At 53.5% G+C, this 13,790-nt stretch carries 12 protein-coding genes and 2 pseudogenes; 11 read left to right on the top strand and 3 right to left on the bottom strand.

Annotation, left to right across the window (positions count from 1 at the left end):
* Window positions 1-16: 16 nt before the first annotated feature.
* From IPH10_08695 to IPH10_08645, 11 genes and pseudogenes are all read left to right on the top strand, one after another.
* Entirely contained in the window at window positions 17-1,216 is a 1,200-nt protein-coding gene (locus IPH10_08695; protein ID MBK6910985.1) for a hypothetical protein, read from the top strand.
* 757 nt (window positions 1,217-1,973) lie between these two features.
* The gene (locus IPH10_08690; protein ID MBK6910984.1) at window positions 1,974-2,327 is read left to right on the top strand and encodes a transposase; all 354 of its coding nucleotides are present in this window, start codon (window positions 1,974-1,976) and stop codon (window positions 2,325-2,327) included.
* 56 nt (window positions 2,328-2,383) lie between these two features.
* The gene (locus tag IPH10_08685; GenBank protein MBK6910983.1) at window positions 2,384-2,707 is read left to right on the top strand and encodes a helix-turn-helix domain-containing protein; all 324 of its coding nucleotides are present in this window, start codon (window positions 2,384-2,386) and stop codon (window positions 2,705-2,707) included.
* Between the two features lie 8 nt (window positions 2,708-2,715).
* Entirely contained in the window at window positions 2,716-3,030 is a 315-nt protein-coding gene (locus IPH10_08680) for a DDE-type integrase/transposase/recombinase (protein MBK6910982.1), read from the top strand.
* Window positions 2,979-3,311: pseudogene (locus IPH10_08675) on the top strand (transposase family protein). The gene IPH10_08680 and the pseudogene IPH10_08675 overlap by 52 nt, the downstream one beginning before the upstream one ends.
* A 163-nt stretch (window positions 3,312-3,474) precedes the next feature.
* On the top strand, window positions 3,475-3,960 hold the full coding sequence (locus tag IPH10_08670; protein MBK6910981.1) for a hypothetical protein: 486 nt from the start codon (window positions 3,475-3,477) through the stop codon (window positions 3,958-3,960).
* Window positions 3,961-4,681: 721 nt separating this feature from the next.
* Window positions 4,682-5,515, top strand: coding sequence for a hypothetical protein (locus tag IPH10_08665; protein MBK6910980.1), 834 nt, complete (start codon window positions 4,682-4,684; stop codon window positions 5,513-5,515).
* A gap of 71 nt (window positions 5,516-5,586) precedes the next feature.
* Complete coding sequence (locus tag IPH10_08660) at window positions 5,587-7,209, top strand: M4 family metallopeptidase (GenBank protein MBK6910979.1); 1,623 nt, start codon at window positions 5,587-5,589, stop codon at window positions 7,207-7,209.
* A gap of 64 nt (window positions 7,210-7,273) precedes the next feature.
* The gene (locus IPH10_08655) at window positions 7,274-8,326 is read left to right on the top strand and encodes a hypothetical protein (protein MBK6910978.1); all 1,053 of its coding nucleotides are present in this window, start codon (window positions 7,274-7,276) and stop codon (window positions 8,324-8,326) included.
* Between the two features lie 164 nt (window positions 8,327-8,490).
* Entirely contained in the window at window positions 8,491-9,249 is a 759-nt protein-coding gene (locus IPH10_08650; protein ID MBK6910977.1) for a transposase, read from the top strand.
* Window positions 9,230-9,784 carry a transposase gene (locus IPH10_08645; protein ID MBK6910976.1) on the top strand — a complete coding sequence of 185 codons (555 nt, stop codon included), beginning with the start codon at window positions 9,230-9,232 and terminating at the stop codon, window positions 9,782-9,784. Before IPH10_08650 ends, IPH10_08645 begins: the two co-directional genes overlap by 20 nt.
* Here the strand turns inward: IPH10_08645 and IPH10_08640 are convergent.
* The 3 genes and pseudogenes from IPH10_08640 to IPH10_08630 all read right to left on the bottom strand — a co-directional run bounded on the left by IPH10_08640 (window position 9,781) and on the right by IPH10_08630 (window position 13,752).
* Window positions 9,781-10,188, bottom strand: coding sequence for a hypothetical protein (locus IPH10_08640; protein MBK6910975.1), 408 nt, complete (start codon window positions 10,186-10,188; stop codon window positions 9,781-9,783). The genes IPH10_08645 and IPH10_08640 overlap by 4 nt on opposite strands.
* A 194-nt stretch (window positions 10,189-10,382) precedes the next feature.
* Window positions 10,383-10,637, bottom strand: a complete 255-nt coding sequence (locus IPH10_08635) for a transposase (protein MBK6910974.1) — start codon at window positions 10,635-10,637, stop codon at window positions 10,383-10,385.
* Between the two features lie 128 nt (window positions 10,638-10,765).
* Window positions 10,766-13,752 (bottom strand): annotated as a pseudogene (locus IPH10_08630) (type I restriction endonuclease subunit R).
* Window positions 13,753-13,790: the final 38 nt, after the last annotated feature.

Genomic DNA, 13,790 nt, shown 5'->3' with positions numbered 1-13,790 from the left:
AAATGCTGAGTATGACATGCCGGTTCTCATCATTTCGTACCTGCCAACAAACGATGGATTGCTTCTTGACCCTGACATCGCCGGAACAAACAGCCCGGTCGCGACGATGCGCGAGAACATTGAGACCCTAAGCATTCGTTCGAAATTCATGCTGGAGGAGGGCTCAAAGTTTCGCGGATACGATAATCCCAATGCAAGACCGTCGCTCGGCTACCGGGTGCTTGGCCACGTCACGGTCTTCGAGCCGCTTCCCCCCGGACCAGGCATGCCTGAGAGTCACCAGCCGGACTATCGCCAAATTCTTGATCGGTTTGACGCCGGTCATTGGGTCAACGACCTCGGTGTGAAAGAATTCTGGCTCTGGGGCTATCATTACGGTAGTCTCTATCCTGTAGAATCGAACATGTCCAGCCCGACGACTGGTGACATCTCAAATAGCTATCGCATTGACGATCTTCCGATCTATGACCACACGTATGTGCTGTACAATTACAACTTCACGCGTTCACAGGCCGAAGCAGTCCACAATCACGGTCATCAGCTTGAGGCAATTCTCGGATATGTCAATTGGCGGCAGGACGGCAACGACAACCTGTTTTGGCGGCAATTCTCAGGCCGTAATGCCTCAAATCAGACGATTTTGGGCCGATGTGGCAACACGCACATACCGCCCAACACGCTGAACCACTATGACTACCTTAACCCAGCCACGGTTCAGAGCGACATTCGTGGATGGATTCCCGCCGGCGGTCCGACCACGGCTATCAACTATCACACGTGGGGCGATCATCCTTACCAGTGGCCATATGGGGAATGGAATTTCGGGCAGCGCGAAGAATCCCAATGGTATATTTTCTGGATGCAGAGTATGCCTGGGTTCGCGAACACAATTCCCTACAACACGACAACGATGACCAACTGGTGGACATTTACTGCACGGTGGGATGAAGCGATAACTGCCGGCATGGGACTTTACGGAGATCGCCTGCCGATCACACCTGATTTGGTCATTTCTTCTTCAGGAAATGATGTGCAACTTCGCTGGGTTTCGAATGGAAACCTTTCAGGCGCAACGTTGTATGAGGTGTCTCGATCTGCTTCTGTGACGGGGCCATACACCCTTGTCTCCACGACGCCTGATACTTTCTACGTGCACACCAACGGCGTGTTAAATGGTGATGTGGGATACTATCAAGTAATCGCAACGACGCCATAGAGAGTTTCAATTAGAACGCACTTCTAGCCGAAGGTCGATGAAGATGTCGGAGAGGTGCTTAGCATGCGGAAAAACGGAATAAGCTTTGGATGTCGGGTCAGTAGCAAAGGTTAACAACTCCGTCCGACTGAACTCAGCCCTTAGCTACACCTTCTCTCCATGCTCGAACTACAATTCAAACAAACCAAAGCTGCTGACTCAACTAACTAGATATTGACAAAAGCAACTCGAGTTGCGGTCTATGTTTGCCAACAGCATTTCAGACATGTCGTACCTGACATTTGATCGAAAAGGATTCCCCATGAGCTTGCAGATGAGACTTACTATATTGGCCATTACCCTTGTGGCATCGACTTCGGCGTATGGCAGCACGGGCGGGCCAGACGCATTTGGATATAGGTGGATTGACAACCAAGGCGGTGACACGGCGGTGTACGCTTGGGAAGAAATTGGAGGCGTTCCTGGTGCAGTGAATCTAACCTCGATAGGCCAAACTGACCTAGGCGGCGCGACGGTTAATTTGAGTTCCATTTCCTTTCCGTTCTACGGCACCGTGCGCTCAAGTTTCTTGGTAAGCCCCGATGGGTGGATCGCATTTAATTCCACGACAGCAACCTGTAATCCGTCAGCACATTTGGGACAGTTGGTCCAGTAGTATTAGTGGATGGTTTGTGATGTAAGTACAGTCGCGCGGCGCGACTGTACTTAACGCAAGTGACCAGGTTTGGGTTGCGTTCCCTTCGATGAGGATATCATCATGTATCATCGAAGAAGGAGGGCTGACCATGCCCAGGCGGAAGAAGCAGGCTGCGGCGGCAGCGCCGAAAGCGCAGCGCAGTTGATCAAGACGGTGCGGCGGCAGACGCGCACGAAGTACAGCGCGGAGGACAAGATCCGCATCGTGCTGGAAGGACTGCGGGGCGATCATCCGGTGGCGGCGTTATGCCGCCGGGAAGGCGTGAGCGCCAACGTGTACTACAACTGGCTGAAGGAGTTCATGGAAGCGGGCAAGGCGCGCTTGAAAGGCGAAGCGGTGCGCGGCGCGACCAAAGGGGAAGTGGAGTCCTATCGTCGTCAGAACGAAAGCTGCGTCAGACGGTGGCCGATCTGATGCTGGAGGTGCGCACGCTCAAAAAAAGTCTCTTCTAAAGCGCAAGGCAAAGCGCTATGCCCGGCACGTCTGAACAGAAGCAGGATCTTCTGCGGCTGGTAGATACCGCGGCGCTGTCGATCCGCCGCTGTTTGAAGCAATTGAAGCTTCCCAAGAGCACGTATTACCGCTGGCAAAGCCAGGGCACACTGGCGGACCGCTCTTCGGCGCCGCGGCGGGTCTGGAACCGGCTCTTGGAAGAAGAAGAGAGCACGATCATCGCCAACGCATTGCTCGATGCTGATCTGTCGCCGCGCCAACTGGCGTTCAGGATTACCGATGACGGCGGGTTCAGTGTCAGCGAGAGCACGGTCTACCGCATTCTAAGCGCAACGGGTTAGCGCGCGAGTTGCCGCAGATCATCCCGGCGGCCAAAGAGTATCACCGCAAGACGACGCGCGTGAACGAACTGTGGCAGACCGATCTGACGGAGCTGATGTTGCCCGACTGGGGCACGCATCCGTTGGGCAGTGTGGTGGATGACTTCAGCCGGTTCTCGATCGTGTTCCGCCGCTTGCGCAACTCGAAAGGCGACACGGTGCAGGAGCTGATCGCGCAGGCGATTGCCGAGACCGGCATGGAAGAAGTCCCGCGTCATGAGCGGGTGCAGCTCTCAGCGACAACGGCGCCTGCTACAAGTGGGGCGCGTTCAACAGCTACTTGAAGAGTCTGGGGATCCGGCACATCTTCTCGATGCGCAATCACCCTCAAACGAACGGCAAGGTCGAGCGTCTGAACCGCACGGCCAGGAAAACTGCAGCTGATCGTGCATGCCTCACCGGAGGCGTTCGATCGCGCGCTGGAGGCGTTCCGGCACTGGTACAACTACGAACACTACCACAAAGGCATCGGCAATCTGCACCCCGCCGACGTCTACTTCGGCCGCGCCGAAGCCATCCAGAAACAGCGGCAACTGCTCAAAGAACAAACCAAAAAGGCCCGTAAACAGGCCAATCTAAATCCTAACCAAAAACCACGAAGGAAACGTAACTTACGAACCAAATCCCTCCACTAACTTAACTGAAAAAGTGTCCCATTTCTTCTGACGACCAACATCTTTGACAGTCTGCATGCCAACCGAAAAGAACTGCTCTTCAGCTTGAGGACAATGCTGCCGCCCCCTTCTGTTGATGTCTTGTCTCTTGCCCTGGATCTCGAACCTGTGATTTCGCAACGAAGCGATTTTGATCTTTACACACGCACCGTGCAGGAGTATCGTGTGCTAGGGCTTTCTCCATCACGGCATATTTTGACCTTCTGGCGCGAGAAGCTCACAAGCAAAGGGATCCAAACGTGCCGTGAAGTCAAAATGAATCCCGACACCAAGCCCCAGTTGTCCGCTGCCGGAGTCGTCATCAGACCACACACACCACCCACGAAATCCGGCAAACGGGTGATCTTCTTCACCCTGGAAGATGAGACGGGGCTTCTGAATGTCACCGTCTTTCCGGATATCCAGGAGAAGTTTGGTCACCTTGTCCTTGGTCAATCCATGTTGGTTGTCACAGGGCATAAAGACAAGCGAGGGAGTAATAGGCTGACTGCAGTTCATCTTGGCCCTTTACAAGCTTGGAACAGCAAACACGAGATGTAATAAATATCTCAAAACTGTCACTGCTGGATCTATTACTTCTTGAAATACATGTCCCGTGCACTGATCCCCAATCTATTGACTTGCGTTTCGAGCCAAGAAGAACTCATTGCGCTAACCTGGCCAGCGCCTGTGGCGTCGTGCCTTCCCCACAGTACTGCTATCGCGTGCCTTGCTTCACCATCTTGCAGTTGCACTTCGCTCGTACTCGTTTGCCATCTCAACATAGCTGATCCTGTCTCGCCGACGAAGGGAATGGTTCCATCCAAGAAGCTTAAACCCTAATCGGGTAGCACACGCTGAATTCTGTCGGGCACCCGACAGAACGTAAATGCCACCATCGCACATTAATAATGCTGAGAGGTGAGTGCCAAACGCGCTAATTTAAAACACGGTGAGGTGGGCCTCTTCAGCTGCACGGGGAGGTACACGTCGGCAATCATTCGCATTGTCAGACAGAGCAAGAGCGTAAGCAAATTTAATACAGTTAACCGGACGGTTTAAGTCATATTATTTTAGTGCGATCTCAATCGTTGACTGTTGGTGAAAACCGAAGTAAATTGCAGAGATATGGGGTATCATGCTTCATGAGTGTTGTGAAGCACGGTGCAATCAATTGGATACTCCTCGCTGGGATAGGGTGAAAAGCACAAAAAGTCCGGAATGGCGCGTCATACTACACACACGTTGGACCGTAGATAAATATTGTTCACTGAGGGTATCCATGAAATTCGTATTTGCTTGTCTTCTCTTGTTTGCTGCATTGGGATCTGCGGAAGTACTGTATGACAACCAGACTCAACGGCCGTACTTTGTGGTCATCAAAGATGTTGAGCGCGAGCACGGATCTCCTGCGGTCTCGTCGGAGCGAGCGGTGACTGTTGCAAAGAGCTTTCTTGCTACGGGTGGCAGCGTTTGGGGATTAAAGGACGTGGAAAACGAGCTTGGAAATCCCACTGTTGAGACAGATGAACTTGGCTTCATGCATGTCACGTTTGAGCAGATGTATCAAGGGCTAGAGGTCATAACTGGAGTGTTGAAAGTACATCTGAATTCGCATGGTGAAGTCTATGCAGTGAACGGCGGATTTGTGCCGGATATTGCCGTCCCGACAACCGCTTCATTCGACGCAAAGAACGCAGAGCGAATTGCAGTGGCGGAAACGCAAGCAATCATCCAAACCATCAACTCGCCTCTTGTCGCGGAGACCAAGCTGGTTGTCTTGCCGATCGGAGTCCTTGAGAACAAGGTGGAAGACGATGTTCACCTTGCATGGCAAATTCAAATGTACGAGGACGTGGAACACAAGAGCTATGCAATCTACGTTGACGCTCAAACAGGAAGCGTGTTGAAAGCTCTGGATGGAGCGCGGCAATGCGATGATCCTCGACCGTTCGTGTATGATTGCAGTCGCGCGACAAATCCAAATAATCTGTCGAGTTGCTCGGCTTGTGGTTCTTTGGGCTACGATTCATACCTATACCCGTGTCGTCCTGACACACTTTATCCTGGCTATTACTTCGGCAGACGTTGTACACCCACTGATTCACTGGGGTGACACCTCCATGGGGCCCGTGTCCTGTGCCAGGACCGTTCTTTGGCAGGACAGATGTCGACAGTGCATTTAGTATGGTCTTCGTAATTCACAATTATTATCTCAACACATTTGATCGTCACGGCGCGAACAGAATGGGTGGATTAGGTTATTGGGGCGGTGGTGCGCAGAGTACTCGGACTAGAACCTCTATATATACTTTTGTCGACTACGTGTCGAGCATGTGCCCACAAAACGCGCAGTATTCAGATTATTATGGCGATATTTGGCTCTGTGCCACGATGGTCCAAATTGAAATAGTAGCACATGAATACGCGCACGCCGTGGCTGCTCGCGATTATCATGGGTCAGTCTACAGTGGTGAATCCGGTGCGACAGAGGAAGGATTCTGCGATGTGATGGGAACTGCGGTAGAGAAGTACGAATACGGCGTGAATGATTGGATATTTGCGACCGACACATGGTTTCCCCGCAGTATGGCCGACCCGCCGAGTATCCCACATGTAACTCGTGGGCCCTTTCCAGATCGGAAGTGCTCGCCATATTACTGGTGCGCGAGCGGGGATAACTATGGTGTGCACCATAATGCAACGCTAGTCGGCAAAGCCTCCTACTTGATGAGTGAGGGTACCGAATTCAACGGATGCTATTTTGAATCATTCGGTTTTGATACGACGCAGCAGATCTTCTACCGCGCGTATTCAACCTACATGGTCTCTACCTCGGGGTTTCAACAGCTCATGACGGCATTGCAGCAAGCCTGTACAGACCGATACGGTGTGAGCCATCCGGAATATCTGAATACAGTTACAAAGGTACTTCAAGCAGTCGAGATGGATCAACCCGGGCGATGCAGCGGGACTCCCGAAGTTGCGCCGGCGAGTGCGATTCATGCGGCGGGAGTTGTGACGTGCAATCCCGTTTGGAGCGCGGGGACAATGATCACCGTAACAGGTACTGGCGGTATGCCGGGAAGAACAGTTACCGCGAGGCTCGTTTCTCAGCCTGCGGTGGATACTCTTTGGGCGCCGATCACGACACTTCGATCAGAGACGGGCCAGATTCAAGGCGATGGAACTTTACTGATAATTTGGCTTGCCGATACGATTGGCACATTTGACGTGATTGTGGATGAGAACTCGGACGAATTCTATCAGCCGTGGGCGGATACGATTCTCTCAATCACAATCAACGGATCCGGTGTTACAGGGCGCTGCTGCTATCAGTATGGGCTGGCGTGCCTTGACAATGCTACGCTGGAACAGTGTATGAGTTTGTCTGGAGACTGGGATCCGGTATCCAACTGTGTTTCAAATCCCTGCCTGCCGTTCTGCTGGAGTCAGACTTACGGGGGTCTGGGGCACGATGTTGGGAACGCGATTGTGCAAACCGAGGACTGTGGATTCGTGATAGCTGGTTACACCGATACTCCATCGGACAGTTCAGACGGTTGGATCGTCCGCACAGATGTGACCGGGTCTGAACTGTGGAGCCGTACTATCGGAGGAATAGGGGCGGATGGATTCAACGACGTTGTTTTGATGCCGGGCGGAGACGTTGTCGCTTGTGGTTATAAACACAACCTCGGCGAAGGAGTCAAGACGGATGGGTTGTCAGATTATCGCCTAATGGCGACTCACTTTGGAGCCAGACTTTTGGAGGAGCGAGTTGGGATGAGTTCTATGATGTCGAGATGACAGCAGATTCGGGGTTCGTTTTGGCAGGGCAACGACTGAATTCTACGAAGGCCAATACCTTCATTTGGATGGACTGTTAGTAAAGCTTGATTCCGGCTTAAGCACGGTTTGGTCACGCGATTACGGGTCTCCCAGCAAGTCCGAGAGTTTTGCTAACGTTGATATCACGAGCGACGGTGGGATTGTTGCAGCAGGTTGGGAGCAGATCGCGCGATACGGCAGCGTGTATGCCTGGCTTGTACAGTTGGATGCCAACGGCGATACGCTTTGGACAAATTACTTTGGAAGTGGCCTGGGCGGCGATCAAGCCGAGTGCATTTTGCAGGCGGCTGACGGCGGTTTCTTCGTAACAGGATTCAGCCAATCGGAGTATGGCAATGTGAGCGATGGGTGGCTGTGGCGGACTGATGCATCCGGGACAACGCTTTTCACGGAAAACTACGGCGGGTCCGCGCCGGACTACCTCTATGATGCAATGCTCGATAGCGAAGGATTGACGCTCTTCGGTGGTTCCGATGGCGACTACTTTGTGGTACGCACCGATCTGGACGGCGATCTCCAATGGCAGCAATCTTTTGGAGGGAGTGGGGACGATGCACTTCGTGCAGGAACTCCGACATCGGACGGAGGTTACGCACTTGCCGGTGGAACATCTTCATATGGTGCCGGCGGATATGATATGTTGATGTTGAAATTCGGAGGGTGCCTTGACGAGACCGCTCCTCCGCTATCACCGGAAATCGTGATTTCACTGCTGGAAGATGAGATTCAACTGAGTTGGCCTGCGGTAACTCACAATGTTGATAGTTGCCGGTCGCTCGCGGACACGTATGAAATCTATGCGGTTAGTTCTCTTGATTCGAATTTCCATTATCTCGCAACGGTAACAGATACCTCTTTTGTGCACAGTGGAGTTCTTGGCACTGCGCAGATGTTCTACTATGTTGTTGCCGTTGATATTCCTCCCGCAAGGAGCATGCCCGTTGAACGACCACAGACCGAAGATGACATGCGTGAACTGCTTGACTTGCGCAGGCATCCAAGCCGAAGTGGTTCAGCGTGCGGGCAATGCAAGCAACTGATGCATGCGAGCAAACTGACTGGTCTGCCCCTGTAATCCGTCAGCACATTTGGGACAGTTGGTCCAGTAGTATTAGTGGATGGTTTGTGATGTAAGTACAGTCGCGCGGCGCGACTGTACTTAACGCAAGTGACCAGGTTTGGGGTTGCGTTCCCTTCGATGAGATATCATCATGTATCATCGAAGAAGGAGGGCTGACCATGCCCAGGCGGAAGAAGCAGGCTGCGGCGGCAGCGCCGAAAGAAAGCGCAGCGCAGTTGATCAAGACGGTGCGGCGGCAGACGCGCACGAAGTACAGCGCGGAGGACAAGATCCGCATCGTGCTGGAAGGACTGCGGGGCGATCATCCGGTGGCGGCGTTGTGCCGTCGGGAAGGCGTGAGCGCCAACGTGTACTACAATTGGCTGAAGGAGTTCATGGAAGCGGGCAAGGCGCGCTTGAAGGGCGGCGGTGAAAAAAAGTCTCTTCTGAAGCGTAAGGCCAAGCGTTATGCCCGGCACACGTCCGAGCAGAAGCAGGATCTGTTGCGGCTGGTGGATAGCACACCGCTGTCGATCCGCCGTTGCTTGAAGCGTTTGAAGCTTCCCAAGAGCACGTACTACCGCTGGCAGAACCAGGGAACGCTCGCGGACCGGTCTTCGGCGCCGCGGCGGGTCTGGAACCGGCTCTTGGAAGAAGAAGAGAGCACGATCATCGCCAACGCATTGCCCGATGCTGATCTGTCGCCGCGCCAACTGGCGTTCAGGATTACCGATGACGGCGGGTTCAGTGTCAGCGAGAGCACGGTCTACCGCATTCTGAAGCGCAACGGGTTAGCGCGCGAGTTGCCGCAGATCATCCCGGCGGCCAAAGAGTATCACCGCAAGACGACGCGCGTGAACGAACGGTGGCAGACCGATCTGACGGAGCTGATGTTGCCCGACTGGGGGCACGCATCCGTTGGGCAGTGTGGTGGATGACTTCAGCCGGTTCTCGATCGTGTTCCGCCGCTTGCGCAACTCGAAAGGCGACACGGTGCAGGAGCTGATCGCGCAGGCGATTGCCGAGACCGGCATGGAAGAAGTGCCGCGTCACGAGCGGGTGCAGCTCCTCAGCGACAACGGCGCCTGCTACAAGTGGGGCGCGTTCAACAGCTACTTGAAGAGTCTGGGGATCCGGCACATCTTCTCGATGCGCAATCATCCCCAGACCAACGGCAAGGTCGAGCGTCTGAACCGCACGGCCAAGGATAAGCTGCAGCTGATCGTGCATGCCTCACCCGAGGCGTTCGACCGCGCGCTGGAGGCGTTCCGGCACTGGTACAACTACGAACACTACCACAAAGGCATCGGCAATCTGCACCCTGCCGACGTCTACTTCGGCCGCGCCGAAGCCATCCTCAAACAGCGGCAACTGCTCAAAGAACAAACCAAAAAGGCCCGTAAACAGGCCAATCTAAATCCTAACCAAAAACCACGAAGGAAACGTAACTTACGAACCAAATCCCTCCACTAACTTAACTGAAAATGTGTCCCATTTCTTCTGACGACCAACATGCCCCTGAACAGAAACAGCTCTTCCACCTGCGCCAGCACATCATCCGCTGTGATCCGTAGTGCGACGAACAGCGCCAGACACTCCCGCATGAACTCGTCCAGCACAGACAAGACCATCAACGGTCGTCCATTCGCTGTCTGCCACGTCACGAAGTCGTAGCTCCACACGTGGTTCGGATACGCCGGACGCAGACGGATGCACGATCCGTCATTCAACCATAACCGTTTGCGCTTCGGCTGCTTGCGCGGCAGCTTCAGTCCCGCCTGACGCCAGATGCGTTCAACCGTTTGTGATTGACGCGCCAACCCGTCAAGCGGATCAACCCTGTGATGATGCGATAGCCGTACGTGCCGTACTGACACGCTAACGCAATCACCAGCGAGGTCAGTTCGTTCTCGTCGGAACGACGCGCTGGAACATAGCGCTGACTGCTCCTGCACTGATCCAACACCTGACACACCCGCCGCTCTGATACTTTGTCTTCGCCCAGCGAACGGCGAACCGCCAGAACCGTTCTGCGGCGATCCGCTGGGCTTAAGATTTTCCCCGCACCGCCTCACTCAATATCTGCTTGTCCAAGGTCAAGTCCGCGAGCACCCGCTTCAACCGGCTGTTCAACTTCTAACTCCTTCAGCCGCTTGGCCTGATCCATTTTCAACCCCCCGTACTCCCGACGCCAGTGATAGTACGTGTTCTCCTGAACCCCCAACTTCCGGAACACTTCACGCACCGTCATCCCCTTCCCAATCTCAACTTCCGCCTCCCGAAGCATCGGGATGATCTGCTCCGGACGATACTTAGCTCTAGCCATCCCAGCCTCCTTCTTCCTAATATACCACTATACTCTAACTTTCAAAGTGGTACAGTTTTCGGGGGCTAGATCAGCACGGCAGTTTTCTCAATGCCAGAGCAGCTGTTCGGTGGCCGGAAAGTCTTTTGTCACGTCGCCACCCGTGACCGAATCATTTCATAAACCTGCGGTGACAGGTGGGCAGCGACGATCTTGTTGAACTCCGGGTCGTTTAGGAATCTCGCTACAATGTCCTCGTTTTGGGACATTCGGTCTATGACCAGACCTTCAAGCGTCTTGCGGAACACGTAGTCGAAGTTCTCTTGTGTATTCGCTGCTGCAACCTGCTGGAGTTCACTGTTGGCCACGGCATCCTCTGTTACTGAATCAAAGAACAACTGATCTCCTGGTTTGAAGTCAGTTCCAAACTTCTGATTTAGGACATCAATCAACTCTGACAATCTGGCTTTTGCATCCCTGACAACTCCCGTTCCGACTTCCGTCGGTCCTGACACAGGCGCAATCTTCCCCGGCTCAAGTGTGACGCTTCCGTCGCTGATTTTCTGCAAGCGGTAATACTTGAGCGTAATTTCGTCATCCAACTCCAAGATTCCACCATCCTGTTTGCGCGGCAGTTTGCGGAGCAGGAAGCGAATGTAAGTGTAGAGCAACTCCAAATCTGAATCTTGAAACGGAATCACCTGTGACAAGAATGAATACAAGTTTCGATACCCAATCAGCGTCTTGCGAAAAACTTCCTTGTCATCCTCGTCAAGCGCGATGAAGCGCCCCACCGCCGGATCGAGACAAGCATTCATCCGCTGATGGTCCGATGGTGATTGCTGGTCTTGCGGCTTATAGAAGACTTTGGCGAACTCTGTGACCTCTTGCCAGAAATAGACCTGCTGGCCGTCGAGTTTTGCCTTCAGTTCATAGAGCTGTCCGACTTCGGCGCGTTCACCAACAATGGTCTCCTCATAGAATGGCTGAAACGCTTCCTTGATTTCATCAGCCTCATTCACGAAATCCAAGACAAACGTATCTTCCTTACCGGCTGCCGTGCGATTCAGGCGCGAAAGCGTCTGCACCGCTTGAATACCTGACAATTTCTTATCCACGTACATCGTGTGCAGAAGAGGCTGGTCAAATCCCGTTTGGTACTTTTCCGCCACCAGCAGGACTTGATATTCATCCGACGCGAACTTCTCCGGAAGTTCCTTTTCGTGCAACCCCTTGTTCATTCCGACCTCAGTATATTCCTTGTTCGGAACATCTGGATCGGAAACTGTGCCCGAAAAAGCAACAAGCGCCTTGATGGGGTAGTGGTGCTCGTTGATGTACTTGTCAAACGCTTCCTTGTAGCGAACCGCGTGCAAGCGTGAGCCTGTTACTACCATCGCTTTGGCTTTACCACCTATCCTGTGTCTGACATGCGTGCGGAAGTGTTCAATCATCACTTCCGTCTTTTGCGCGATGTTATGCGGGTGAAAACTCATGAAGCGCGCCAAGGCCCGTGCCGCCTTCCGCTTATCGAGTTCAGGATCGTCTTCGATAGACTTGATGAGTCGATAATAGGTCTTGTAGGTGGTGACGACTTGAGCACGCAAGAATGAACCCTCGTCAATCGCCTGCCGCATACTGTACAAATGGAACGGCATCGGCTTGCCATCAGGTCCCGGTACGCCAAACACTTCAAGCGTCTTGTATTTCGGCGTAGCCGTGAACGCAAAGTAACTGATGTTGGGCTGTTTGCCCCGCGCCAGCATCGTCTTCAAAACTTCTTCCTGATAGTCAAGAAGCCCTTCCTCTTCGGCTCTCTGTCGTGCTTGCTCTGCAACGGCGGGACCTGCCAGCACATTTCGTACTTCCATTGCGGACTCACCACCCTGCGAGCTGTGCGCCTCATCTACGATAACCGCATACTTCTTCGCGTCCAGTTTTCCGACCTTGTCCGTCACAAAGGGAAACTTCTGAAGCGTCGTGATGATTATGGGGACTCCCGCTCCCAGTGCCGTCGCAAGTTGCGTTGAGTCCAAATCAATCTTCTGCACAACTCCTGACCGATGCTCGAACTGGTAGATAGTGTTCTGGAGCTGCTGGTCGAGCACAATGCGATCCGTGATAACAATCACCGAATCGAAGACTTTTTCATCCTGCGCATTGTGCAAACTTGCCAAACGGTGCGCCAGCCATGCAATCGTATTACTCTTACCGCTGCCTGCCGAGTGCTCTACCAAGTAGTTCGTCCCCACGCCATGCTTCCGCGCGTGCGCTTCCATCTTGCGCACTGCATCCCACTGATGGTAGCGCGGGAAGATCATGGTCTCCTTCTTCACCTTCTTGCCGTCGAACTTCTTCTCTTCGCTCTGCAAGTGAACGAACCGCGCCAGCAAGTCAAGTAGATTGTCGCGCTGCCAGACCTGCTCCTACAAATACGCCGTCTTGTGTCCATTAGGATTATCAGGATTGCCCGCTCCGCGATGATTCCCCTTGTTGAACGGCAGAAAGTACGTGGCGGTACCCGCGAGCTTGGTGGTCATGTAGGCTTCGTCCGGGTCCACAGCAAAATGCACGAGCGCGCGTTTCTTGAATCTAAAGATTGGTTCGTGAGCTTCGCGGTCATGCTTGTACTGGTGCACCGCATGTCGCCAGTTCTGGCCGCTCATCTGATTCTTGAGTTCAGCAGTCAGCACCGGGATTCCGTTCAGGCTGAGGCACAAGTCAAGCGAGTTCTCATTCTTTGTGCTGTAATGCAGCTGCCGCGTCACAGTAAGCCGATTAGCCCGATACTTCGCCTGCGTGTCGGGGTTCATCCCGCTGGCCGGAGCGAAGTACGCCACACGAAACGTCTTCCCGAAACACTTAAACCCATGCCTGAGCACCATCAGACAGCCCTCTTGCTCGCTGTCCAGTGCGGCACAGGTCATTCAACAACGTTTCTCCGGCCTTCCTTTTGCAGGTTAACCAGATACTCCCACTCCTTGGGTTGAGTCGCCTGGACGAATGCCAGAACCTCTTCCGGGAAGATGGCGCGCGCGCGGTCAAACGTGTCGGGATTGCCTTGTGTGTAGCCGTTGCCGAGCAGGTGCTCTTCAATCACGGCTTCAAAGGAGATTTCGCGAGTGGTGGGAGGCATAAAGAGTTAGGTTATTGTTCCAATGCGGTTGCTTAGGG

This window comes from bacterium (assembly GCA_016702305.1).
Lineage (GTDB): Bacteria > Electryoneota > RPQS01 > RPQS01 > RPQS01 > JABWCQ01.
The sequence above is the reverse complement of the archived record's forward strand: the minus strand, read 5'-3'. Positions and strand labels throughout refer to the sequence as shown.